Origin of the sequence: Abyssisolibacter fermentans, from assembly GCF_001559865.1 — a bacterium.
GTDB lineage: Bacteria > Bacillota > Clostridia > Tissierellales > MCWD3 > Abyssisolibacter > Abyssisolibacter fermentans.
On the sequence record NZ_LOHE01000068.1, the window covers coordinates 80,585 to 107,508 of the forward strand.

24 protein-coding genes and 1 other annotated feature are annotated in these 26,924 nt (G+C 29.3%); of the genes, 23 read left to right on the forward strand and 1 reads right to left on the reverse strand.

Features of this window, described 5'->3' with window-relative positions; translation table 11 throughout:
* Window positions 1-3 precede the first annotated feature (3 nt).
* The 5 genes from ruvB (at window position 4) to yajC (ending at window position 5,286) form a co-directional block, all read left to right on the forward strand.
* Complete coding sequence (gene ruvB / locus AYC61_RS12330) at window positions 4-1,005, forward strand: Holliday junction branch migration DNA helicase RuvB (RefSeq protein ID WP_066502733.1); 1,002 nt, start codon at window positions 4-6, stop codon at window positions 1,003-1,005.
* A gap of 83 nt (window positions 1,006-1,088) precedes the next feature.
* Window positions 1,089-2,720, forward strand: a complete 1,632-nt coding sequence (locus AYC61_RS12335) for a SpoIID/LytB domain-containing protein (RefSeq protein ID WP_066502735.1) — start codon at window positions 1,089-1,091, stop codon at window positions 2,718-2,720.
* A gap of 6 nt (window positions 2,721-2,726) precedes the next feature.
* Window positions 2,727-3,758: a tRNA preQ1(34) S-adenosylmethionine ribosyltransferase-isomerase QueA gene (queA, locus tag AYC61_RS12340; RefSeq protein ID WP_242866795.1), complete on the forward strand. Its 1,032-nt coding sequence runs from the start codon at window positions 2,727-2,729 to the stop codon at window positions 3,756-3,758.
* Window positions 3,759-3,821: 63 nt separating this feature from the next.
* Window positions 3,822-4,940, forward strand: a complete 1,119-nt coding sequence (gene tgt / locus AYC61_RS12345) for a tRNA guanosine(34) transglycosylase Tgt (RefSeq protein ID WP_066502742.1) — start codon at window positions 3,822-3,824, stop codon at window positions 4,938-4,940.
* A 61-nt stretch (window positions 4,941-5,001) separates the two neighbouring features.
* Window positions 5,002-5,286 (forward strand): preprotein translocase subunit YajC, encoded by a 285-nt coding sequence (gene yajC / locus AYC61_RS12350; RefSeq protein ID WP_242866789.1) that lies wholly within the window; start codon window positions 5,002-5,004, stop codon window positions 5,284-5,286.
* Window positions 5,287-5,561: 275 nt separating this feature from the next.
* Here yajC and AYC61_RS22195 read toward each other — a convergent pair whose 3' ends face one another.
* Entirely contained in the window at window positions 5,562-5,675 is a 114-nt protein-coding gene (locus AYC61_RS22195; protein WP_338026051.1) for a hypothetical protein, read from the reverse strand.
* A 1,051-nt stretch (window positions 5,676-6,726) separates the two neighbouring features.
* Between AYC61_RS22195 and AYC61_RS12355 the strand changes: the two genes are divergently transcribed.
* From AYC61_RS12355 to aspS, 18 genes are all read left to right on the forward strand, one after another.
* Window positions 6,727-8,076: a radical SAM/SPASM domain-containing protein gene (locus AYC61_RS12355; protein WP_066502745.1), complete on the forward strand. Its 1,350-nt coding sequence runs from the start codon at window positions 6,727-6,729 to the stop codon at window positions 8,074-8,076.
* 73 nt (window positions 8,077-8,149) lie between these two features.
* Window positions 8,150-8,494 carry an IS1182 family transposase gene (locus tag AYC61_RS12360; protein ID WP_066502747.1) on the forward strand — a complete coding sequence of 115 codons (345 nt, stop codon included), beginning with the start codon at window positions 8,150-8,152 and terminating at the stop codon, window positions 8,492-8,494.
* Between the two features lie 426 nt (window positions 8,495-8,920).
* Window positions 8,921-9,301: a TIGR04086 family membrane protein gene (locus AYC61_RS12365; protein ID WP_066502749.1), complete on the forward strand. Its 381-nt coding sequence runs from the start codon at window positions 8,921-8,923 to the stop codon at window positions 9,299-9,301.
* 68 nt (window positions 9,302-9,369) lie between these two features.
* Window positions 9,370-9,513, forward strand: coding sequence for a six-cysteine ranthipeptide SCIFF (gene scfA / locus AYC61_RS12370; RefSeq protein ID WP_066502752.1), 144 nt, complete (start codon window positions 9,370-9,372; stop codon window positions 9,511-9,513).
* A 194-nt stretch (window positions 9,514-9,707) separates the two neighbouring features.
* A complete protein-coding gene (gene scfB / locus AYC61_RS12375) occupies window positions 9,708-11,069 on the forward strand; it encodes a thioether cross-link-forming SCIFF peptide maturase (protein WP_066502755.1) in 1,362 nt (453 codons plus the stop codon).
* A 4-nt stretch (window positions 11,070-11,073) separates the two neighbouring features.
* Complete coding sequence (locus tag AYC61_RS12380) at window positions 11,074-11,577, forward strand: gamma carbonic anhydrase family protein (RefSeq protein WP_066502757.1); 504 nt, start codon at window positions 11,074-11,076, stop codon at window positions 11,575-11,577.
* Between the two features lie 51 nt (window positions 11,578-11,628).
* On the forward strand, window positions 11,629-12,888 hold the full coding sequence (gene secD, locus AYC61_RS21305) for a protein translocase subunit SecD (RefSeq protein WP_066502764.1): 1,260 nt from the start codon (window positions 11,629-11,631) through the stop codon (window positions 12,886-12,888).
* A gap of 11 nt (window positions 12,889-12,899) precedes the next feature.
* Entirely contained in the window at window positions 12,900-13,775 is an 876-nt protein-coding gene (gene secF / locus AYC61_RS21310; RefSeq protein WP_066502766.1) for a protein translocase subunit SecF, read from the forward strand.
* Between the two features lie 324 nt (window positions 13,776-14,099).
* Window positions 14,100-14,513: a LapA family protein gene (locus AYC61_RS12395; protein WP_066502768.1), complete on the forward strand. Its 414-nt coding sequence runs from the start codon at window positions 14,100-14,102 to the stop codon at window positions 14,511-14,513.
* 184 nt (window positions 14,514-14,697) lie between these two features.
* The gene (gene recJ / locus AYC61_RS12400; RefSeq protein ID WP_066502771.1) at window positions 14,698-17,163 is read left to right on the forward strand and encodes a single-stranded-DNA-specific exonuclease RecJ; all 2,466 of its coding nucleotides are present in this window, start codon (window positions 14,698-14,700) and stop codon (window positions 17,161-17,163) included.
* 57 nt (window positions 17,164-17,220) lie between these two features.
* Entirely contained in the window at window positions 17,221-17,733 is a 513-nt protein-coding gene (locus tag AYC61_RS12405; protein ID WP_066502774.1) for an adenine phosphoribosyltransferase, read from the forward strand.
* A 383-nt stretch (window positions 17,734-18,116) separates the two neighbouring features.
* Window positions 18,117-20,267, forward strand: coding sequence for a RelA/SpoT family protein (locus tag AYC61_RS12410; protein ID WP_066503129.1), 2,151 nt, complete (start codon window positions 18,117-18,119; stop codon window positions 20,265-20,267).
* A gap of 11 nt (window positions 20,268-20,278) precedes the next feature.
* Window positions 20,279-20,728 (forward strand): D-aminoacyl-tRNA deacylase, encoded by a 450-nt coding sequence (gene dtd, locus AYC61_RS12415; protein WP_066502781.1) that lies wholly within the window; start codon window positions 20,279-20,281, stop codon window positions 20,726-20,728.
* Between the two features lie 75 nt (window positions 20,729-20,803).
* Window positions 20,804-21,424: an MBL fold metallo-hydrolase gene (locus AYC61_RS12420; protein WP_066502785.1), complete on the forward strand. Its 621-nt coding sequence runs from the start codon at window positions 20,804-20,806 to the stop codon at window positions 21,422-21,424.
* 15 nt (window positions 21,425-21,439) lie between these two features.
* On the forward strand, window positions 21,440-22,912 hold the full coding sequence (gene hemZ, locus AYC61_RS12425; RefSeq protein WP_066502788.1) for a coproporphyrinogen dehydrogenase HemZ: 1,473 nt from the start codon (window positions 21,440-21,442) through the stop codon (window positions 22,910-22,912).
* Window positions 22,913-23,654: 742 nt separating this feature from the next.
* Entirely contained in the window at window positions 23,655-23,861 is a 207-nt protein-coding gene (locus AYC61_RS12430) for a hypothetical protein (RefSeq protein ID WP_066502791.1), read from the forward strand.
* Window positions 23,862-24,113: 252 nt separating this feature from the next.
* Window positions 24,114-24,587 (forward strand): NUDIX domain-containing protein, encoded by a 474-nt coding sequence (locus AYC61_RS12435; protein WP_066502793.1) that lies wholly within the window; start codon window positions 24,114-24,116, stop codon window positions 24,585-24,587.
* A 125-nt stretch (window positions 24,588-24,712) separates the two neighbouring features.
* Window positions 24,713-24,935, forward strand: a binding site (T-box leader).
* 134 nt (window positions 24,936-25,069) lie between these two features.
* A complete protein-coding gene (aspS, locus tag AYC61_RS12440; RefSeq protein WP_066502796.1) occupies window positions 25,070-26,860 on the forward strand; it encodes an aspartate--tRNA ligase in 1,791 nt (596 codons plus the stop codon).
* Window positions 26,861-26,924: the final 64 nt, after the last annotated feature.

Consider the following 26,924-nt stretch of genomic DNA (forward strand, 5'->3'; position numbering starts at 1 on the left):
TGTATGGAAAATGAAGACAGAATAATAACCAGTGGATTCAAAGCTGAAGATTATGATATCGAAACTACTTTAAGACCCAAATATTTGAGTGATTATACTGGACAAGATAAAGTTAAAGAAATGTTGAACATTTTTATAAAAGCAGCAAAGGCTAGAAAAGAACCCTTAGACCATGTTTTATTATATGGACCACCGGGTCTTGGTAAAACAACACTAGCTAACATTATTTCTAATGAAATGGGAGTTAATTTGAGAATAACGTCAGGTCCAGCTATTGAAAGACCAGGTGATTTAGCTGCTATATTAACGAATCTAGGAGACAATGATGTATTGTTTATTGATGAGATCCATAGACTTAATAGAAGCGTGGAAGAGATTTTGTATCCTGCTATGGAGGACTATGTGTTAGATATAGTTATTGGTAAAGGGCCAAGTGCAAGATCTATCAGATTAGATTTAAGTAGATTTACTTTAATTGGAGCTACAACTAGAGCAGGTCTATTAACATCACCTTTAAGAGATAGATTTGGAGTTATATGCAAGCTTAATTATTATGATGTAAAAGATTTGCAAAAAATAGTAGTAAGGTCAGCAAACATTCTTGGAATTAATATAAATGAAACAGGTGCTTATGAAATAGCAAGAAGATCTAGAGGTACGCCGAGGATCGCTAATAGAATTTTGAAAAGAGTAAGAGACTATGCTCAGGTTGTAGAAAATGGCTTTATAGACGAAAAAGTGGCTGATAGTGCTTTAAAGATGCTTGAAATTGATTCACTTGGTTTAGATAATATAGATAGAAAACTCATAATAACTATAATAAACAACTTTGGAGGAGGACCTGTAGGGTTAGATACTCTTGCAGCATCTATAGGAGAAGAAAAAAACACAATAGAAGATGTTTATGAACCATATTTATTGCAAATTGGATTTATCAGTAGAACTCCAAGAGGAAGAGTTATAACACAGAAGGGATATAAGCATTTCAATATAAAAGATAGTTAACCACAGATTGTTCATAGATAATTAACCTGATTATTCACAGTTAAATAAATAATTAGGGATAACTTACATAAGGAGAGGTTGATTTGAAAAAAAGATTTATTTTTGCTTGTATGGTTTGGTTATTTGTATTTCTAATTTACAATAACAACTATGGATATTGTAAAAACGAAGAAGATCATTATATTAGAGTTGGACTAAAAAGGGCTTCAAATGTAAATAATTATATAAGCTTAAAAGGTAAAGATTTATTTGAAATTTGTTATTTAAATGATGAAGATTCTTTTGCTGCTGTAATAGATAATTTTAGCAATAATGATTTTTATATACAATTTGATGAATATTATAATTATAATGATGGGAAACATATAAGAATAACTGAAAATACTGAAAATGCTGACTGTGGTCCAATTCATTTAGAGATAAAAAAAGAATTCAAATCATATGAAGAGGCACAAAATTACATAAAGAAGAATAAAAAAAATGGTGTAAATTTATATCCTGCATATGATGGAGAATTTAAAGTATGGTGTGGACAATTTAGAAGTGTTAATGAGGCTAATAAATATAAATCAAAATTGAAGTATCTTAATAAGAGTTTAAATGTTATTAACAATGACAAATTTAGAGTATTGTTTATTGATCAAGAAGAAATACTACTTGCTTTTAATTTAGATCAAAATTTATTTATTTATAGCAAAGAAAAAAGTGATATTCCTTTAGTCAATGTTGATGATAAAAAATATAGAGGATACATTACATTTACTTATAATGATGGCGAACTGATTCCAATTAACTATATAAAGTTAAATGAATATTTATATGGAGTAGTAGCAAAAGAAATTTCAAGTACATGGCCTATTGAGAGTATTAAAGCCCAAGCGGTTGCAGCTAGAAATTATGCAATAATTTATATGGGCAAAAATACATATTCGGGATATGACTTAGATGATACTCAAAATAATCAGGCATATGAAGGATATGGCTTAGAAAAAACAATAATAAATAAAGCTGTTGATGAAACAAAAAATATTGTTGTAAAATATAAAGGCAAAATTGTTCCAACATATTATCACTCTACAAGTGGAGGGCACACAGAGAATAGTGAAAATATCTGGGAAAATTATGTAGGATACTTAAGAGGTATAGAAGACTATTTTTCATTAGGTTCTCCAAATGATTCTTGGGAGTTGATATTAAAAAAAGAAGAAATAGATCAGATATTAAAAGAGAACGAATATGATATTGGTTCAGTAGAGAATATTGAAATTTTAGAGACATCAGAATATGGAAGAGTATTACAGCTTTTGATACAAGGAACAAAAGATAGTATAGTTTTTAATAAAGGAAAAGCAAGATTAGTATTTGGAACTAGAAGACTTAAAAGTAATTGGTTTGATATATACAGTGATGCAGATGTTTGTGTATTTAATCCAGATACTAATGAAATTGAGAAATCAAGAATTAATAATATGAGTATTTTAAGTGAAGATAAAAAAAGTAAATCTAAAAAAAATAACAAAAAATATTATGTTATGGATGGAGAGCAAATTAAAGCAATACCAAATGATGCTAACGAATATACAATTTTAGGCAGAGGATGGGGTCATGGCTTAGGAATGAGTCAATGGGGCTCTAAAACTATGGCTGAACAAGGTTATTCTTATAAAGAGATATTATCGCATTATTATACAGATATAACTATAGAACACGAGTAAAGGATGATGACATTGAAAAGGACAGACTTTTATTATAATTTACCACAAGAACTGATTGCACAAGTTCCTTTGAAACAAAGAGAAAAGTCGAAATTAATGGTATTGGACAAAGAAAATGGAGATATAAAACATAGACATTTTGAGAATATCATAGAATATTTAAACGAAGGAGATTGCTTAGTTTTAAATAATACAAGGGTAATACCTGCAAGAATATTTGGTAAAAGAAAAAATACTGGTGGAGTGGTTGAATTTTTATTGTTAACAAGAATAGAAGGAGATAAATGGGAAACATTAGTAAAACCCGGTAAAAAGGCTAAGGTAGGAGATACAATTGTCTTTGGCAATGGGGTGTTAGAAGCTGTTGTATTAGACATTAAAGATGGAGGAATAAGAATAATAGAGTTTATATATGATGGTATATTTGAAGAGATATTAGACGCTTTGGGTGAAATGCCTTTGCCACCATACATAAAAGAAAAATTAGAAGATAAAGAAAGATACCAAACAGTTTATTCCAAAAAAGAAGGTTCTGCTGCTGCACCAACAGCAGGCTTACATTTTACTCAGGAACTTATAAATGAAATTAAAGAAAAGGGTATAAATATAGCTTATGTTACACTTCATGTTGGTTTGGGAACTTTTAGACCAGTAAAAGTGGATGATTTAAGTGATCATAAAATGCACAATGAATATTATGAAGTTGACAAAAAAACAGCTGATTTGATAAATAAAACTAAAGCAGAAGGCAAAAAAATTATTGCTGTTGGAACTACATCTACAAGAACTTTAGAATCTATATGTAATGACGAAGGTTTAGTAGAGGCAAAAAGTGGATGGACAGATATATTTATTTATCCTGGTTATAAATTTAAGGTGATTGACTCACTTATAACAAATTTTCATCTGCCTGAATCAACATTAATTATGTTAATTAGTGCTTTTTCATCTAGAGAAAATGTATTAAATGCTTATAAAGTTGCAGTAAGTGAAAAATATAGATTTTTTAGTTTTGGAGATGCTATGTTAATCCAATAAATGAGTTAAGATATGCATATAATGGCTAGAAGTAAAAAATACAGACAGTAGGAGGAAACATAAATGCCTATAAAATATGAATTGATTAAAGAATGTAGTCAAACTAAAGCTAGACTTGGTAAATTACATACTCCGCATGGAGTTATTGAGACACCTATTTTTATGCCAGTAGGGACTAAAGCTACAGTAAAAACTATGACACCTGAAGAGCTTGAAAAAATAGGAGCACAAATAATACTTGGTAATACTTATCATTTATATTTAAGACCAGGTCATAAGCTAGTAGAAGAAGCTGGAGGGCTTCATAAATTTATGAATTGGAAGAAACCTATACTTACAGATAGTGGTGGATTTCAGGTTTTTTCTTTAGGAGATTTGAGAAAAATTACTGAAGAAGGTGTAGAATTTAGATCGCATATTGATGGGTCAAAGCATTTTATAAGTCCTGAAATATCTATCGAGATACAAAATTCTTTAGGTTCTGATATAGCTATGGCTTTTGATGAATGTCCACCATATCCAGCAGATAGAGATTATGTAAAGAAGTCTCTTGAAAGGACAACTAGATGGGCTAAAAGGTGCAAAGAAGCTCACCAAAAGCAAGATACTCAAGGTATTTTTGGTATTATACAGGGTGGTATGTACGAAGATTTGAGAGAACAGAGTGCAAAGGAAATAATTGACTTAGATTTTCCAGGTTATGCTGTTGGTGGTTTAAGTGTTGGAGAACCAGCAGATATTATGTATAGAATATTAGATTTCACTGTACCGTTAATGCCTAAGCATAAACCAAGATATCTAATGGGAGTTGGGAGTCCAGATTACTTGTTTGAAGCAGTTATAAGGGGTATAGATATGGCTGATTGTGTTTTACCAACCAGAATAGCAAGAAATGGTACTGCATTGACTAGTCATGGAAAAGTAGTTATAAAAAATGCTATGTATAAAAAAGATTTTTCTCCTTTAGATCCAGAATGCGATTGTTATGTATGTAGAAATTATAGTAGAGCATACATTAGACATTTGTTTAAATGTGAAGAAATTCTAGGCTCAAGATTGACTACATATCACAATTTATACTTTTTATTAAAGCTTATGGAAAACATTAGGACTGCTATTAAAGAAGACAGATTGTTAGAATATAAAGAATCATTTTATAAAAAATATGGTTATTTAAAATAATAAAGGATTTTCAATTATTTTGTTGAATAAATATAAAGTATGATGAAAGGAGGGGTTATCTTTGCCAGCAAATATGGGAGGATTAATATTACCTATTCTTCTTTTAGTGGTTTTCTATTTTCTTTTAATAAGACCTCAGAAAAAAAGAGAAAAGAAAATTAAAGAAATGAGAGAAGCTATTAAAGTTGGTGATAATATTATCACTATAGGTGGTATTCATGGAAAAGTTACAAAGATTAAGGATGATGTAATTGCTATTGAAGTAGGTGCAGACAAAGTTAAATTCAATGTTTCTAAATGGAGCATTGGAAGCGTTGTTGATAATGGATTAAACGAACAAAAGTAAGTATATTGAACACTCTAAGTTATTGTATGTATATACATAGCTAGAGTGTTTTTTATTGGAATGATAATATAATGGTGAATTTCTGCGTTAAGCAGGGAACCCAAATCTTTGATTTGGAGTGAGTTGCTTACTCCTAGGAACAAAGTGAGTAGGAGTTACAAATTGAAAGATTAATGTAAGACACATAAAAAAGTAAAACATACAAAATGTAAAAACAAAATTAAGTGTAAATGCCAATACTCAAATGCAGAAAATATTAATTTCAAAATGTAGTTTTATGACAATAAATCTGTGTTTATTTTACTGTCTTCTTTAGATAATTTATCTTTTATTCTATAAGAATGTCCTGAAATCTTTATTATATGAAAATGGTGATGTAGTCTATCCAATATAGCGTTAGCTATTATTGAATCACTGAATATTTGTCACCATTTACTAAAAGGTTGATTTGTAGTAATAATTGTAGATTTCTTTTCATATTTTTTAGCTATTATGAAAGAATAGATTGGCACCTTGTTTATCTACTGGTAAATATCCTATTTGTTATTCAAGCTCTCTCGTTTTTAAATACTTTTCTTTCTGTTAATTCAAGTAAATCTACTAATGATACCTCCTCTTTGCATATTAAATCAAGATAATTAGGTAAATAACTACGTATTTTTTCGAGTTTTAGTCTCTAAATTGTTAATAATCTATTGTAATTACTCATCTTTTCCTCCTCATCAAATGCTTGAGCCGTATGATGGTAAACTATCAAGTACGGTTCGTAGAGGAGAAAGAGGGAGAAATTCTTCATATTTACTCGACTATCAGACCCTGACCTGGAATCTTGAGGGCTGTTATACCGATCTTATGGGCGGCGAGTACCTGATTAATGTAATACAGTCCAAAATTTCCTCGAACACCAGGAGACATTTAGTAAATATGTAAAATACATTGACTTTTAATAAATAATTTAGTATAATTCATATATATACCATGGTATAATAAAAAATAAATGTAACATAATGTCATATCAGGGAGGTGAAAATATAATGAAAATGAAGCCAGTTGTTAAAGCTAGTTGGAAATTACAAAAAATAGTTAAGCGTGAGGGAAACCAAATGATAGGAATTGGTAATCAGTGGTGTTGTGAATACTAAACTTAATAAAGTGGTTTAGATTACTCTCTTACTGAATATTTGATTCGAAAAAAGCTAAGCTACATAACCCTTCTATCACAATAATCTAAAGTGTTCAGTGATAGAAGGGTTTTTTATCACAGATAACATCCTGTCAAACATTTTGATTATTATGGTTCGCGGCAATGTATTTGTTGTGAAATTATGTGTGCGCCATAATCTTGGTGGAGATGATTGATATTTGGTATATATACTTTGGACATTATCGGCAAGCGTGGGACTTCATTAACACAAAAATCAGCTTTAGGGAGGGAAAGTGATGAAATTAATTAAACATATGATATTTGTAGACATACACGATAACAAAAAACTGTTGATAAATTCTTTAACAGGCACTATGGACGAAATTGATGCCCCTATTTACGAAACTTTGTCCAAGTGGCAGGCTTGTGAAGAGATTATAACGGAGAATGATTTGGAGGCTGAGTTATTGAGCAATCTCCAATCTAGGGGATATCTGGTAAATAATACTGAAGAGGAAATAGCCAAAAAGAATGAAATTTTAAAGGTATTGCGCAATGAGCACGTTAAAAGGCAAAAAGAACAAAGAACTATCACCTTTGTTATGACTTATGACTGCAACTTCAGATGCCCTTATTGCTTTGAGGGTGATGCTAATCTTAAAAAAGAGGTCATAACTCCTGAACAAATTGATGCCGCTTTAAAGCTTGCGGGTGAGGGCGTGCAGGATATATGTATTTTTGGAGGAGAGCCGTTACTTCCAAAGAACAGATCCGCTTTGGAACATCTTTTTAATAAAGCCTCCGACAAAACATATCAAATTTTCACCAATGGGTATTATCTGACAGAATTCCTTGATTTAATTTTGTCTGTAAATATTTCTCAAGTTCTAGTCACTTTAGATGGCGATGAAGAATCTCACAATAGCAGGAGGGTCTTAGCTAACGGAAAGCCTACGTTCAAAAAAATTATGGATGGTGTAGAGAAGTGTTTAGAAAGCGGGATAAATATTCGAATCAGAATGAACCTTGACAAAAGCAATTGCGAGGAAGGAATTAATTTAAGAGAAAAGCTTCTTGACAGATTTTCAGGATATAAGGACAATTTATCGTTTGAATTGACTACACTGCTTGGAGACTCTTATGATGAACGATCTGATATAATGACTGAAATATATCATTCGGATATAAAGTACTCGTCCGTGGATAGGGAAAGAATAAACAATTTTATAACTAAAAAAAATTCAATACTAGATCACTTAGTGTATGGAAGAGACATAAATCCTTTGTACTCCTATTGCTACGCCCACGTAGATGGCATGGTGTTTGACCCCTATGGCGATATTTATCCATGCTTAGGGTGTGTTGGTGAGGATCGTTTTACTATAGGAAAGTATCATCCCTTAATTGAGTTCAAGGAAAACTCAATACGTAACCGTAATATAGAAAAAATTCCTGAATGCAGGGATTGTATATATTCTCTTCTTTGCGGAGGAGGCTGTCCTTTGAAGTTAGATGGAGACGGTGATTTTTTCAGGCCTGTGTGCTATTCCGTCAAAACTCTTTTACATAAACAGCTTCCCTTATTTTATAAAAAAATGGAAGAATCTATGAAAAAAACCGAGGAAGCAGTAAATAGTGCCGATTGACTTTAGTTTTATCAATGATTTGTTTAAGGATAACTATTGTGTATATTATGGAAGAACAGCTAAATAACCTTAAATGATAATAAAATTATTAATATTGCAATACTTACATAATTTTTCAGATAGACAAGTAATAGAAGAAGCAAACGTAAATATAGCATACATGTGGTTTTTAGGGATAAATCCAGAAGAAGAATTACTGGAGGCAAGTTTACTTTCAAAATTCAGGAGACAAAGATTAAAAGATATATCAATAGATGACATAATGAAAGAAATAATTATACAATGCATAAATAAAGGGATAATAAAAGAAAAATCAGTAAGTATTGATAGTACACATACTGAGGCAAATACAATAAAAAAAGTTCCAGAAAGAATAATGAAACACCTATCAAAAAAGATAATAAAAGAAGTAGAATAATCAGCTCCAGAATTAAAAAAAGATAAATACAGAAATACCAAATTATAGAAAAATAGAAGACCATAAAGAAGCTAAGGAAACAATGGAAAATTACCTAGAAGACTTAATGAACACTGTACAAGAAAACCTTGAAAAAGAGAATGAGAAAAATACGTCAGATTGTTAATGTTCAGTCTGACGTATTTTTGCATAATATAGGATTTTAGCAACTTAAAATAGTTTGAAATCAGCGTTTTTTTATATAAATTAAGATAAACAGTCTGATTTAAAGCACAACAAATGGAGAATCAACAACACATAAACACTGTTTATTAAATAGATTAATAGAAGTATGGTTAAAAAATTAATAATTAAGATTTTTTATACTTAGTAATAAATGAATGATTAATGCATAAATATTGAGTAAGGGTTGTAGGAGGTGAATGTATGAGAAAATCAAATTCTGACAGTTATATTATGAAGATTACTAAAAGTTTAGTTTTATCTTTTTTAATTACTGTTGTTTTTTTTATTGTTTATGCATTAATTTTAACTTATAGTAGTTTATCAGAGGAAACGATACCTACTATTAATACAGTTATTATGATTATTTCGATATTAGTAGGTTCTATTAGTATGTCAATGAAGGTGACTAACAAAGGCTGGTTAAATGGTGGTATAGTAGGAATTTTATATATGGTTATAATTATTATTTTTAGTAGCTTTTATAACAAGACTTTTGCTATGGATAGTTACATATTAATTAAAAGCCTTATTGGATTAATTGTTGGTGTAATTAGTGGGATTATTGGAATTAATCTAAAATAGCTCTTTATAATGAATATATGTTGTGTTATAATTTTTAAGTAAAATAAAGTTTGAGGAGGATTTTTTCAATGAAACATATAAAGACTTTAAGTACTAAAAACTTAAACACTACAGCAAAAAATGGTGGATGTGGAGAATGCCAAACATCATGTCAATCAGCTTGTAAAACATCTTGTACTGTTGGAAATCAAAGCTGTGAGAATAAGAACTAGTAAAAAGTAGTGGTAAGCCACTGCTTTTTTCGTAGCTGTGGCTGCTGTTAGGTAGTCTATTCAATTAGGACATGGTAAAATTAATTTAAAATTATACACATGTATAGTATTAAATTATAAAAAATATTACGTATTGATTATAGATGAAATTTGCTGTAAAATGATAAATGGAATTATAATACAGGAGGAAGCTTATGTTAAAGATACACAAATTTGAACAAAATGGTAAGAAAATAGTATTAGATATTAATAGTGGTGCTGTTCATATAATTGATGATTTAATATGGGACATATTAGATTTATTTGAAGAGTATGATAAAAAGGATATTATAGCTAAATTGGAGAATAAATATAATAGACAGTCTATAGAAGAAGGAATTGCAGAAGTTGAATATTTAGTAGACAAGGGTATTTTGTATTCTGAAAGTAATTATCCTGAAGATTTAGACTATAATAAAAACAACTTGGTAAAGGCTTTATGTTTACATGTAGCACATGATTGTAATTTGAGATGTAAGTATTGTTTTGCTTCACAAGGAGATTATAATGAAGAAGAAAGATTATTAATGCCTTTAGAAGTAGGAAAAAAGGCACTAGACTATCTTGTGCAAAATTCAGGTTCTAGAAGAAATTTAGAAGTTGATTTTTTTGGCGGTGAGCCTTTAATGAACTTTGATGTAGTAAAGGAACTTGTTTATTACGGTAGAGAACTAGAAAAAGATCATGATAAGAATTTTAGATTTACTATTACTACTAATGCTGTTTTATTAGACAAGCCTAAAATGGAGTTCATTAATGAACACATGAGTAATGTAGTTCTTAGCTTAGATGGTAGAAAAGAAGTTAATGATTATATGAGAGTAACAATAAATAATAAAGGAAGTTATGATTCAATTATCTCTAATATAGCAGAGATGGTTAAAATGAGAGGCGATAAGGATTATTTTGTTAGAGGTACCTTTACTTCTAAAAATCTTGATTTTAGTGAGGATGCAAAACATTTTTATGATTTAGGCTTTAAGAAAACTTCTATTGAACCTGTAGTTACAGATTTAAAAAATGATTATGCAATAAGAGATGAACATTTAGAGACTATTTTAAAAGAATATGAAAAATTATCTAAATTTTATTTAGATATTAAAAAGAAAGCTGATAATTTTTCGTTTTTCCATTTTAATATTGATTTAAATCAAGGTCCATGTATATATAAAAGATTATCTGGATGTGGTGCTGGCTCTGAATATATGGCTGTTACACCGGAAGGAGATTTATATCCATGTCATCAATTTGTTGGAGATACTAAATTTAGAATGGGAAATGTTTATGATGGTATAATAAATACTGACATAAGAGATAGCTTTAAAAAAGTAAATGTTTTAAGTAAAGAAGATTGTAGCCAGTGCTGGGCAAGATACTATTGCAGTGGTGGTTGCCATGCAAATGCTTATTATTCTAATGGTGATATAAGCAAGCCTTATAAAGTTGGTTGTGAAATGGAAAGAAAAAGAATTGAATGTGCAATATCAGTGAATGCTAATTTATTGCAGGAGGAATAGTTATATGCTCATTGAATATGATGGAGAAATTCCTCAATATCATAATTCATGTTTTATTGCAGATAGTGCAGCAGTAATAGGAAATGTTGAATTAGGAGAAAATACAAGTATATGGTATAATTGTGTATTAAGAGGAGATGTAAATGCAATAAAAATAGGTAATAACACTAATATTCAGGATGGAAGTGTAATACATGTAAATGATACAATTCCTACTGTTGTTGGAGATTGTGTCACAGTAGGTCATAAAGCTATACTTCATTCTTGTAAAATTGGAAATAATGTTTTAGTAGGTATGGGATCAATAATACTTGATGGCTCAGAAATAGAAGATAATGTACTAATTGGAGCTGGTAGTGTTGTTACACCTGGTAAAAAAATACCATCTGGTTCTTTAGTTTTGGGTTCTCCAGCTAGAGTTATAAGAGAATTAACTGAAGATGAAATATGTAAGTTAAAAGAATCAGCAAAAGATTATGTAATTTATGCTCAAAAGCATAAGAAATAATATTAAAGTAATTTTTACTAAGAATTATTAATCATTAAGGAGGAGGAAAAAATGAACAAAAGAAATGCAGTAATATTTCTTTTAATTATAGCTGTAGTTGGGATGTTAACATATAGTTCCTTTTATGGCTTAAATCTTGGCAAATTTGAATTAGTTCCAGTAAAGGATGATATAAAGTTAGGACTGGATTTAGAGGGTGGAGTATTCGTAGTTTTAGAAGCTCAAACAGATTTAACTGGTGAAGATCTTAAGGAAAAAATGATTGAAGCTAAGTCTATAATTAGTGAAAGGGTTGATGGACTTGGAGTTACACAACCAGTTATTGTTATAGAAGGTGATAAGAGAATTAGAATAGAGCTTCCTGGTATAAAAAATACACAAGATGCTTTAGATATGATAGGCAAGACTGCTAAGTTAGAATTTACAGACCCACAAGGCAATGTGGTTTTAACAGGTGAAAATGTTCGTAAATCTAAAATGGGATTTGACCAATATAAAAAACCAGCTGTAGATTTACAATTTGATAAAGATGGTGCTAAAAAATTTGCTGAGCTAACTAAGATACTAAGTACCAAATCTACTGATGAGGAGAGAGTTATTCCTATTATACTTGACGGAAAACCAATTTCTGTTCCAGTATTACAACGAGGTTTGATAATATCAGATGGTAAAGCTCAAATAACTGGTAAATTCACAGTGGACGAAGCATCAAATTTAGCAACATTAATAAGAGCAGGTGCATTACCATTAGAAATGAAAGAAATGGAATCATCAGTTATTGGACCTACTTTAGGTTTAGAATCGTTAGATAAAAGTGTTTATGCTGCAGGAATTGGTCTAATAGGAATATTCTTATTCATGATTATCATGTACAGAATCCCAGGCTTCATAGCTGATATTGCCTTAACTATATTTATATTATTAGTATTAGGTTCAATGATACTAATGAAAGCATCATTGACTTTACCTGGTATAGCAGGTTTAATATTATCAATTGGTATGGCTGTTGATGCAAATGTAGTAATATTTGAAAGAATTAAAGAAGAATTAAGAGCGGGCAAGACAATTCGTTCTGCAGTGGATGCAGGTTTTAAAAGGGCAATAAAAACTGTTATGGATGCTAATATTACAACTTTAATTGCAGGTATTGTTTTATTCTATTTTGGAACTGGTCCAATAAAAGGTTTTGCAGTAACATTAGTAATAGGTATAATTGCTTCGCTGATAACTGCTGTCTTTGTTACAAAATATCTGCTTAAGTTAATTATTAGTTTAAATATTACTAAAAATAACAAGTTATATGGAGCATAGGAGGGAGAATAGTGAATATAATTAAGAAAAGAAACTTGTTTTTTGCAATATCATGCTTATTAATTATAATAGGATTAGTTGTGCTTATAACAAGTGGATTTAATTATGCTATAGATTTTACTGGAGGAACACTTTTACAAATAGAAATGGGAAAAACAATAGAAGTAAGTGAAATAAGAGAGATAACAGATGAATTTGATGCTAAAGCTGAAATTATCCATGCAGGAGAAAACAAAAGTCAAGTAATAATAAAGACTATAGTCGACTTGGATAATAAAAAGAGACAAGAAGTATTCGGTAAGTTTCAAGAAAAATATGAGTTAACTGAAGATGACTTATTACAAGCTAGAAAGATAGGTCCAGCTATTGGAGATGAAATTAAAAGAAAAGCTATTTTATCTATATTTGCAGCTACTGTTGGTATGTTGTTATATATTACTGTAAGATTTGAATTTTTATATGGTGTATCCGCTGTTATAGCTTTAATACATGATGTTTGTATAGCTTTAGCTTTCTATGCTGTATTTAAAGTTCCTGTAAATAGTTCGTTTGTAGCTGCTATACTTACAATAGTAGGTTACTCTATAAATGATACAATAGTAGTATTTGATAGAATCAGAGAAAATATGAGAATTATGAAGAAAGAAAGCTATGAAGACATAATTAATACAAGTATATCTCAAACAATTATTAGATCTATTAATACTTCATTTACTACCTTATTAGCTATAGCTTCTTTATATATCTTTGGAGTTGAAGCTGTTAAAGATTTTGCATTACCATTAATCATTGGAGTTGTTGTAGGTACTTATTCTTCAATATTTATTGCAAGTCCAGTTTGGTATTTATTTAAAAATGGTGGTAAAAAAAGAACTAAAAGAGCTTAGTTTTTAATTTCACGAAAATAATTAGTAAACTTAAGAGAGTGTCTCAAAATGACGAAATTGCTTTCATTCATTTTGAACACTCCTTTTTTATTAAAAAGAAGGGAAGATGCAAAAAAAATAGAATTATTTATTAAACCCAGATTATTCATAGAAAATTAAATACTATACTGTATCCTTCTGTTTATAAAATATCCATTAAATTCTTGATATACCAACTCGGTATGCCTTCGAATTCACTGAAATCTTATAATTCAGAAACTTACAGCATATTATTCAAAGTTATATGGAATAATCAGGGTAGAAGACTAAAATTGAGGTGGTTGTATGCAGATTGGTTTTATTTTTTCATTAATTTTTGCTATATTTATTGCAGTTTTTGCATTACAAAATTCAGCAAGCGTTGATGTAAATATTTTATTTACAAAGGTTAATATGTCTCAAGCTTTAATAATACTAATATCAGCATGTTTTGGAGCTATTATAGTAGCAATTTTTGGTTTTATTCGACAGTTTAAGATGACAATGAAAATAAGAGGATTAAAAAAAGAAATAAGTGATTTTAGTGTTATTAAACAAGAACACGAAAAACAAATAGAAGAGTTAAAAAAGCAATTAGAATTTAAGAATGAACCAGAAATAACCGAACAAGAAGAAAGAAATATATCAGATGATTCTATGAAACAAAATATGGAAATCGTTGATATTTTACAAAAAAAAGATGATGATAATAAAAATTAGCCACATAAAAAGTTCTCTTATTTTAGGGAACTTTTTATGTTACAACAAAATATTTTCATATCTGACTATCTGGATAAACTAAATAAAATACTGAATAATATGTAAAGAACTAAAATCTAATTGAATACATGTTTAATATGCGTTATAATTATTATGGAATTTAGTAATTTTTGTAGGTGAAAATATGAATAAATTTTATATCAAAAATATGAAATATGATAAAAATGTTGTAGATGATATTAGTAGAAAACTCGGTATAACAAAACTTGTTTCAACAGTATTAGTTAATAGAGGTTTGACTGATATAGAAGAATGTAGAAGTTTTTTAAATCCTAAGCTAGAAAATATGCACGATCCATATTTATTGAAAGATATGGATAAGACTGTTGATAGAATAATAAATGCAATTGATAAAAAAGAAAATATATGGATTTATGGAGATTATGATGTTGACGGTGTTACAAGTACGTCATTATTAAAGCTATTTTTAGAAGAATGCGGTGCTAATGTTAATTACTATATTCCAAACAGGTTTACTGAAGGATATGGTATAAATATAAATGCTATTGAAAACATTTATAAAGCTAAAGCAGATTTAATTGTTAGTGTTGATTGTGGAATAACATCAATACAGCCAGTTGAATATTGTAATAGTTTAGGTATGGACATAATTATAACTGACCATCACGAATGTCAGTCACAATTACCAGATGCATTTGCAGTTATTAATCCAAAGCGAGACGATTGTAAGTATCCATTTAAATTACTTGCAGGAGTAGGAGTTGCTTTTAAACTGGTACAAGCTTTATCTAAAGCTAAAAATGTAGAAATAGAATATGAAAAATATCTTCCTATTGTAGCTTTTGGAACTGTAGCTGATATAGTGGCTTTAAGAGGGGAAAATAGAATCATAGTAAGGCATGGCTTAGAAATGCTTAGAAATACTGAAAATAAAGGGCTTAAAGCATTAATAGAGGTATGTGGGTTAGCTGATAAAAAAATAACTAGCGGTCATGTTGGTTTTATGCTTGCACCTAGGGTCAATGCTTGTGGAAGGCTTGATTCAGCAAAATATGGCGTTGAATTATTGACTTGTAATGATGATATTAGAGCAAAACAAATAGCTAAAATGTTAAATGAAGAAAATTTAAAGAGACAGAAGATTGAAGCTGATATTTTTTGTCAAGCTGAAAAGATAGTAGAAGAAAACATTGATTTAGAAAAGGAAAGAATGTTAGTTATAGCTTCAGAAAACTGGAATCATGGAGTAATTGGTATTGTTAGTTCAAGAATTACTGAGAAGTATTACAGACCATCTATTTTAATATCTATTGATGGTGATGAGGGTAGAGGTTCAGCTAGAAGCATAAAAAACTTTGATATGTTTTCAAATTTGAATAAGTGTAAAGCTCTATTTGAAAAATTTGGAGGGCATGAACAAGCAGCAGGATTATCAATAAGAAAAGAAAATATTGACAGTTTCAGAACAACTATTAATGATATTGCGAAGGATGTATTAGATAGTGAAGATTTAAAACCTGAAATAAGAGTCGATATGAAATTGACATCTTCAGATATAAATATTGATGTTATTGAACAACTTAGTCTATTAGAACCTTTCGGCATGGGAAATGCTAGTCCTGTTTTTATGAGTAAAGATGCTAAAATAATATATTTGAAAGCAATAGGTAAAGAAAATAAACATTTGAAAATTACTTTTAATATAGGTGAAAATAATGTCGATGCAATTTATTTTAATAAAGGTAATTTAAAAGATGAGTTGAGTAAAACTGAAAAAGTAGATATTATTTATTCTATGGAAATTAATAAATATAATGATATTATAAAACCTCAACTTGTTTTAAAAAAAATAGTGTTGAAGCATGATGTTTTAGAAGAGCTAAATAATAATTATTTAAATACATTAAATTTAGTACTTAATAGTAAAATTCAATATAATAAAGAAAAAAACTTAAATTTGCCTAATACTTATACGGATGATAAAAAAGTAATAGAATTATTAAATGATGATGTGCCGACAGCTGTAATTGTTAATAATTATTACTATGCTAGATTCCTAATAAAAGAATTAGTGTATCAAGGTAGAGATTTTTTCAAGAGAACAAGTATAGAATATGGTAGTTTACATGATTGTACAAAACAAAATATTGTAATGATAAATTCAGTTTTCGAAGATTTTAATTTAGAGAAATACTCAAGGATAATAATTTATGATGATTTATATGACATAATATACAACAATATTTATAAAGCAATCGATAATAAAGAGGTTATTGCTATTAAATCAAAAGAGAAAATGTTTGACTTTAATATTTTACTTAATAATATTATACCAACTATTGATGAAATGAGAACAATATATAAATATTTTCTTGGATACAAGAAAAAAACTGAATATAATATTAATCATGTTATTAATGATATCAGAAAGTTATTTAATATGAAAATCAATAGATTTAAGTTAGAATTAAGTCTATATATTTTTAAAGACTGTGATTTAGTTATGTTAGATAAAATAAATGATAACTTTATAGCAGAGATTATAACAGGAAAAAGAGGAATAGACATTTTAAATAATGATTTGTATAGAATATATATGGATTTGAAAGATTCTTTAAGTAATAACTAAAACAAAAGTAATTATTTTTTTTGTAAATCTATTAACCATAAGGAGGATAAATATAATATGAATTTAGAGCAAAAAATAAGAGATATAAAGGATTATCCAAGAGAAGGAGTTGTTTTTAAAGATATAACTCCATTATTAAATGATAAGGATGCATTTAGAGAGGCTATAAATAAAATGGCTGATTTATTGGAAGATAAAGAATTTGATTTAATAATTGGCCCAGAAGCCAGAGGATTTTTAGTTGGGGCTCCATTATCATATAAATTAAATAAGGGTTTTGTTCCGGTTAGAAAGCCCAACAAATTACCATATGAAACTATAAGTTTTGAATATGAGCTTGAATATGGTTTTGATATTTTGGAAATGCACAAGGATGCGATACAGCCTGGACAGAAGGTTGTTATAGTAGATGATTTATTGGCTACTGGAGGAACAACACATTCGATAATTCAAATGATAAATAAATTAGGCGGAGAAGTTGTAGGCATAGTATATCTTATAGAATTAGAATTTTTAAATGGAAGAAAAGTTTTAGAAAATTATGATGTAAAATCAGTTATTAAATATTAACAGAAATACTGAGCTTATACAGCATTTCTTCAGTAAGATAACATCATATATAAAAAATGCACATGTTGTGCATTTTTATATTTTATAATATAATATTTAATTATAATTTCTTAAAAATCAAATATTATTTTTAGTAATCAAAGTATTGGTTATAATCAATTAATAAAGTTCAAAATATTTCTAAACTTTTTAATATTGACAATTTTGCTTGTAGACTACAAAAAATATGATATACTATATTGTATTATTTGAATAAACTAGCTAATTTTGTTTTTATAACTTACACTATGATATTTTTAACAAACAATACTTTTATTTTTAGTTATTATATGGATATATTTAGATTTTTACATTATTTTTCATTAGAAGATGGTGAGTATATGATTTTAGAAAAATTAATATCAAAAATTGAACAATATAACCCTCAGGGAGATATTGAAAAGGTTATAAAAGCTTATCGATTTGCTGAAATTGCTCATGAGGGTCAGTTTAGGAATTCTGGCGAACGTTTCTTTATTCATCCATGTGAAGTTGCTATTATACTTGCAAATATAAATATGGACATTGATACAATAGTAGCGGGTTTATTGCATGATGTAATAGAAGATACTGATGTAACTTATGAGAAAATAGTAGAAGTTTTTGGTGATGAGATTGCTTTATTGGTAGACGGTTTAACTAAGCTTAAAAAAATAAAATACAGGACAAAGGAAGAAAGAATAGCTGAAAACATGAGAAAAATGGTTATAGCTATGTCTAAAGATATAAGAGTAATAATTATTAAACTTGCTGATAGATTACACAATATGAGAACTCTGGAGTACAAGTCTGAGGAAAAGAAAAAAGAAATAGCATTGGAAACATTAGAGATATATGCTCCTATAGCTAATAGACTTGGTATATTCAAGATTAAATGGGAGCTTGAGGATTTATCATTAAGATTCATAGATCCACAAGGTTATTATGAGCTAGTGGAAAAAGTTTCGAAAAAAAGGAAAGAAAGAGAAGAGTATATTCAATATGTTATGAATAAGTTAGAAAATGCTCTGAATGAAACTAATATTGAACATGAAATAAGTGGAAGACCAAAGCATTTTTATAGTATATATAAAAAAATGGTTTATCAAAATAAAACTTTTGAAGAGATTTTTGATTTAACAGCCGTAAGAGTTGTAGTTGATTCAGTAAAAGAATGTTATGGTGTATTGGGAATTGTCCATACTCTTTGGAAACCTCTTCCTAGAAGATTTAAAGATTATATAGCTATGCCAAAGCCTAATATGTACCAGTCACTTCATACTACTGTAATTGGACCAAAAGGTGAGATATTTGAGATTCAGATAAGAACAATGGATATGCATAGAACTGCTGAATTTGGTATTGCTGCACATTGGAAGTATAAAGAAGGAAAAACTAAGAGCGATGATTTTGATAAGAAATTAGCTTGGTTAAGACAAATGTTGGAATGGCAAAAAGAGATGAATGATCCAGTTGAGTATATGGAATCTCTAAAAATTGATTTATTCACTAATGAAGTTTTTGTGTTTACTCCAAAAGGTGATGTTATAAACTTACCAGCTGGTTCAACACCAATAGATTTTGCTTATAGAGTGCATACAGCTGTAGGTAACAAATGTGTTGGTGCTAAGGTTGATGGACGTATAGTGCCAATAGACTATAAGTTAAAAACAGGAAATATCGTATCCATATTAACATCTGCAAATAGTAATGGTCCTAGTAGAGATTGGCTGAAAATTGTTAAGAGTAGTCAAGCTAAAAGTCGAATAAAACAGTGGTTTAAAAAAGAAGGTAGAGATCAAAATATAAATGATGGTAAGGATAGTTTAGAAAAAGAAGTTAAAAGACAAGGCTACAAGCTTACCGAAATCTTAAAAGATGATTGGCTTAAAAAGATAGCTAAAAAACTTAGCTTAAACGAAATCAATGATTTATATGCTGAATTAGGATATGGGAGTATTACTATTAAGCAGATAATGAGTAAACTTAAAGAATATCATAATGAATATTATAAAAACAAAAAAGAAGATGAACCACTAAAAAATAATAAATATAAAAAGAAACCTGAACCTACTCAGGGAATAGTAATAAAAGGTATAGATAATGTTAAGGTCAGATTTGCAAAGTGTTGTAATCCTGTACCTGGAGATAAAATTATTGGATATATAACTCGTGGAAGAGGAGTGTCTGTTCACAGACAAGATTGTCCCAATATTAATGATTTAAGCAAGGAAACAAGGTTTATTGATGTAGAATGGGCTACGGATAAGAAAGTTTCTTATCAAGCAGAAATACAAATTAAAGCTATTGATAGACCAGGGCTTTTGTCTCAAATAACTCAATTAATTACGGATATAAACTTATTCGTATCATCATTAAATGCACGTACCAGCAAAGATAAATTAGTGATGATTAATATGGTATTAGAAATAAAGAATGTAGAGCAATTAAATAATTTAATGAAAAAGATTAAAAGTATGCAAGGTGTCATAGACGTATATAGAGTTGTAACATAGGAGGTTTAGAAATGAGAGCTGTAGTCCAAAGAGTAAGTTGTGCAAAAGTAACAGTTGATGATTTAGCTGTAGGAGAAGTAGAAAATGGCTTAATGATATTATTAGGAGTTCAAGATGGTGACGAAGATAAAGATACTAAATACTTAGTAGATAAGATAGTGAATTTAAGGATATTTGAAGATGAGAATGGCAAAATGAATAAATCATTAATAGATACTAAAGGAGAAATGTTAGTAGTATCACAATTTACATTATTAGGGAATTGTCGCAAAGGAAGAAGACCAAATTTTATGGAAGCAGCAGAACCGCAAAAGGCTGAAAAGATGTATGAAGATTTTGTATCACAATGTAAAGAATTTGGCTTAAAAGTACAAAAGGGTAAATTTGGAGCTCACATGATGGTTAGTTTAACTAATGATGGTCCAGTTACAATATTGATAGATAGTAAAAAGACGTTTTAGGGATATGAAAAAAATAACTTGCTAGATTAGGGAATTTATTTTTAGATTATTCCTTAGTAAATAAGGAGGTTAGAAATGATAGCTGAGAGAATTCCAGTAGGAATTTATGCTGTGAATTGTTACATTGTAGGTTGTGAGAAAACTAAAGAAGCCATTGTAATTGATCCGGGTGGAGATGCAGATAGTATTTTAGTTATGTTAAATAATTATGGGTTGACTTGTAAGTATATTATTCTTACACATGCCCATGGAGACCATATTGGTGGATTAAAGCAATTAAAAGAACAAACTAATGCATCAATATTAGTTCATAAGCAAGATGAAGAGCTTCTTTTAGATGCTTCTAAAAATCTATCTGCTCAAATGTCAATGAAAAATGTTGAGATTAAACCAGATACTTTATTAGAAGATAATGATATAATAAATGTTGGTAAATTTAAATGCAAAATAATTCACACTCCTGGTCATACACCTGGAGGAATTTGCATTCTAGTTGATGATAAATTATTTACAGGAGATACGTTGTTCGCTGGTTCTGTTGGAAGAAGTGACTTATTCGGTGGGTCTACAAATCAGTTAATGGCATCAATAAAAGGTAAGTTAGTTGATTTAGATGACAATATAAAAGTTTTGCCGGGTCATGGTCCTTCTAGTACAATAAAAATTGAAAAAAATACTAATCCATTTTTAAGATAATAGGAGTGCTTTAATATGATATATATTAAATTAATTGGGCATGATTTTAAATATGAAGTATTTGAATTACTTAGATCGTTATATAAGACAAATGATATACAATTCGTAGATAAAGTAATTAATGAAGATTTATATATAGAAAGTATCATACAGCAGGAATTTAATCCTGCTGTATTTACGAAAATTTTTAAAGATAGTTGTTTAATCACTGAAAATAAAATATCAAACTTATCGAATACATTTACACACATAGACAATATAAAAAAGAAATCAAAAATTGCTGTGAAAAAATCTATACTAAAAGCAATTGTAGATTTTGAAGGACAAATTTCTCCATGGGGAATATTGACAGGAATTAGACCAACAAAGATAGTACATAGTTTAATGGACAGACAGCTAACTGATAAAGAAATTTATGATGTTTTAGATGATATTTATATGATTTCAAATAAAAAATCAAATTTATTGCTAGATGTATGTAAACAAGAAAGAAAATATTTAACAAAAGATAGAAATGAAAAATACAGCATTTATACTAGTATTCCATTTTGTCCTACAAGATGTGTTTATTGTTCATTTCCTTCTAATAGTATTGATAAATTTAGGAATTATACGGATAAGTATGTTGAAAACCTTATTTATGAAATAGAGAAGACTTCTGAAATATTAGCGGGAAAAAAGATTGATACTATATATTTAGGTGGAGGTACTCCTACATCTTTATCCGTAAAACAATTAGATAAAATTATATGTACTCTAAAGAAATATTTTGGAAAAAACAAAGAAGAGTTTACCGTTGAAGCTGGTAGACCAGATACTATAACTAATGAAATGCTAAAAATGTTAAAAAACAACAACATAGATAGGATTAGTATTAATCCTCAGACAATGTGTGATGAAACATTATCTATTATTGGCAGAAAACATACTGGTGCGGAGATTATTAGAGCTTTTAATAATGCTAGAGAGTATGGATTTGATAATATAAATATGGATTTGATTGTTGGGCTTCCTGGTGAGGGTGTAAAGCAAGTTGAAAAGACCATGAGTGAAGTTAGTAAACTAATGCCAGATAATTTGACTATACATACACTGGCAATCAAAAGAGCTTCAAAGCTAAGGGGTTATTTAGATAGATACCCATTAGCTGATGGTAAAACTATAGAAAAAATGATAGAGATTACTCAAAAATGGACTTATGAAATGAATATGAAACCATATTACATGTATAGACAAAAACAAATGCTAGGAAACTTTGAGAATGTTGGTTATTGTAAACCTGAAAAGGAATGTATATATAATATAATGATTATGGAAGAAAGGCAGTCAATTATAGCATTGGGTGCTGGTGGAGTGTCTAAAATAGTTAATCATAACAATAATAGAATAGAAAGAGTTCCTAATGTAAAAGATGTCTATGAATATTTAAAGAGAACTGATGAAATGGTTGAGAGAAAAAGGAAGGCTCTCACGAATATTTTGATATAAAATTAGAAACCCCAGATACTTGTCTAGTTGATTTATTGGTTGCAATAGTTGTTCTAGCAGGTATTTGGGGTTTTGTTATAGTTAAGCTTTGAAGATTTTGTTATAGTAATGCTTCGAAGATATTTAGCTTAAACTTTTTGTATTGAAGCCATACAAGACATTTTTTTTACTCGGAGATGCCTATATTTTTCTGATTGTAAAAAGATGAAAAAATATAGGCATCAATGTCGTGGTCAAAAAATGTCATGTAGCTTCTAAAGGATTTATGGTTTAATTTCTTAGGGCAAGGCGTTGAGAGTGAGGATGTAATACATATTGGAGGTTCATTACCTAGTGGAGAGGCCAAATATCTGAGAATCTTTGCTTGGTTCAGACAACAGGCAGTTTTATTTATGTGTAAAAGCGATGATAAAACTGCCTGTTGAATTCACCTACAAAGAAACCTCAGATACTTGCCTAGTTAGTTTTTTGGTTGTAATAGTTATTGTAGTGTTTGGGGTCTTGTTAGGGTTGGAGCTTCGAAGTTTTTGAATACTTTAAAGCTTTTGTTATAGTAGTGCTTTGAAGAAATCTCGCTTGAAATTTTCTGGATTGAAGCATTACAAAACATCTGCCTAACTCGGTGAAGTCTGTGTTTCTTGATTAAATCAAGGTTGAAACACAGGCTTCAAGGTCGTTTGCGGCAGATGTTATGTAGCTTCTATTAGGTTATACGGTTATGCTTTCTTTAGGGTAAAGCGTTGTGAGTGCTGTGACAATACATATTGTAGGTTCACTACCTAGTGGAGAGGGGCAAGTATCTGAGAATCTTTGCTTGGTTCAGACAACAGGCAGTTTTATTTATGATGTAAAAGCAATGATAAAACTACCTGTTGAATTCACCTACAAAGAAACCTCAGATATTTGCCTAGTAGATTTGGTGATTGTAATAGTTATTATAGTAGTATAGTTTGGGGTCTTGTTTGAGTTGATGTTTCAAAATTAATATTGTTATAGCTTGAAATTATTTAGCTAGAAAATTTTTTGATTTAAGTGTCATATCAATGAAATCAAATAAAAAGAATTATAAATAATGGATTATATGGTATAATAAATCAAATTGAAGTTATGGAAATGATTGAAATGGTTTAAGCTTCAATAGAAATAAGTTTTTGATATAGAACTTTCAATTAATAAATGAAGTATTGGGAGGGAGCTTAGTATGTATGAACATGGGATAAGAAATGCAGCTAGAGCACTTATAATTAAGAATAATATGATATTAGCTATAAAACATAGGAAAGGGGAAGGAGATATATATTATACACTTCCAGGTGGTGGACAGAATTCCAGTGAAGAGCTTAGTAATGCATTACAACGTGAATGTTTCGAGGAGCTAGGAGTTAAAGTTGAAGTGAAAGATATTATATTTGTCTGTGAATATATTGCGGATTATCATGAATCTTCAATTCACACACCAGGATTTCATCAGGTAGATTTAATATTTGAATGTCAATTAACTAGTAGTATTGATATCTTACATGCAAAAAACAAGGATGACAACCAATTAGGATATGAATGGATTGATGTTGAAAATATAAAGTCAGTAATAATGTATCCAATGGAATTGAGAAAGTTTATTTTAGACTACTATTTAGATAAAAATAAAATTATATATGTTGGTGAAATGGAATAACCTTTAGCAGGTACTATGGAATGAACTTGGTAGAAAGATGATTACATCAATGAATATGGTGATATGTGAGTTGAAACCCTTGACAATACATAAATATATAAGCTATAATTACATTAATTGTACATGCAAATACTATGAATAGGAGATAAGTCAAAGTATTTTACTATAGAGAGCTGGTGTTGGTGGAATCCAGTGTAAAATTTGATTTAGGACACCTAGGAGTAGATAATCTGAACAAAGTGATATTAATCTTGTAGTAGGATTATACGTTTACTAGCGTTAATAGTTTGAGTGGGAAACATGATCCAATTAGGGTGGCACCACGGGAATACAATTCTCGTCCCTGTTATTTATAATAACAGCGGACGAGATTATTTTTTTATACATAGGAAATTATAAAATTATAAGATAGTATATCCTAAACAATAGCAATAAAAAGTCATCCTTTTAAATATTAATAAAAGATTGTAGGAGGTTTAATTATGGGAGAAAGCATGGGTAACATGAGAAGAACTCATATGTGCGGAGTTTTGAGAGAAGAAAACGTAAATCAAGAAGTGACACTAATGGGATGGGTTCAAAAAAGAAGAAACTTAGGAGGTTTAGTTTTTGTTGACCTTAGAGATACTACTGGACTAGTTCAAATAGTTTTCGATACTGATGTTTCTGATGAAGCTTTTAAAAAAGCTGAAGTTATTAGAAGTGAGTATGTTTTAGCAATTAAAGGTATTGTTAAAAAAAGAGAATCTGTTAATAAAGAAATGCCTACTGGAGATATAGAGGTTTTTGTATCAGAGTTGAAGATTTTAGATGAAGCAGAGACACCGCCAATCTATATTAAAGATAATGATGATGTATCAGATGTCATGAGACTAAAATATAGATATTTAGATCTTAGAAAACCATTTATGCAAAAGAATTTAAAGACTAGACATAAGACCATGAAAGTATTTAGAGATTTTCTAGATGAAAATAATTTTAATGAGATAGAGACTCCAATGCTTACAAAACCTACACCAGAAGGAGCAAGAGATTATCTTGTACCTAGTAGAGTTAATCCAGGTAGATTTTATGCATTACCACAATCACCTCAGTTAATGAAACAGCTATTGATGGTATCAGGTATGGATAGATATTATCAAATTGTAAAGTGCTTCAGAGACGAGGATTTAAGAGCTAATAGACAGCCTGAGTTTACTCAAGTTGATATTGAAATGTCTTTTGTTGATGTTGATGATGTAATAGAAATCAATGAAAGATTGATACAAAAAATATTTAAAGAGATAAAAGGTATTGATATAAAATTACCTATTAGAAGAATGACATACAAAGAAGCTATGGATAGATATGGCAGTGATAAGCCTGATTTAAGATTTGGTTATGAATTGAAGAATTTATCTGATATATTAGCTAATTCAGGCTTTAAAGCATTTGCAAGTGTTATAGCAGACGGTGGAAGCGTAAGAGCTATAAAAGTTGAAGAAGGTGCAAATGCATTTAGTAAAAAAGGTATATCTAAATTAGAAAAGTTTGCTAAAACTTATGGAGCTAAAGGTTTAGCGTGGATAAAGGTTGAAGAAGATACTGTAAATTCACCTATAGCAAAATTTTTAAGTGAAGAAGAAATTAAAGCTATATTAGAGAGAACAGAAGCGAAAAATGGTGATATTATTTTCATAGTAGGTGACAAAGATAGTGTAGTTTATGATTCATTGGGACATTTAAGAATAGAAGTTGCTAAAAAACTAGATAATATACCTAATGATGTATTTGAATTGTTGTGGATAACAGAGTTTCCACTACTTGAATACAGTGAAGAAGAAGACAGATATGTAGCTAAACATCACCCATTTACTCATCCAATGGATGAAGATATTGATATGTTAGAAACAGAACCGCATAAAGTGAGAGCAAAAGCATATGATATAGTAATCAATGGAGATGAAATTGGCGGAGGAAGTATTAGAATTAATAATTCTAAGCTTCAATCAAAAATGTTTAAAGCTTTAGGATTTAGTGAAGAAGAAGCTTGGAGTAAGTTTGGATTCTTATTAGAAGCATTTAAATATGGAGTACCACCACATGGTGGAATAGCATATGGATTGGGAAGATTTTTAATGTTATTAACAGGAATGACTAATTTAAGAGATGTAATAGCTTTTCCAAAAACTCAAAATGCTACATGCTTAATGACAGAAGCACCAGCTAATGTTACTAAGAAACAATTAGAAGAATTATCTATAGATATAAAATTAAAAGATTCTAAGGAATAAAATGAAGCTATGCTAGATCTAGCAGAAACTAAGGCTAGATCTAGCGATTTAATATAATAAGTTT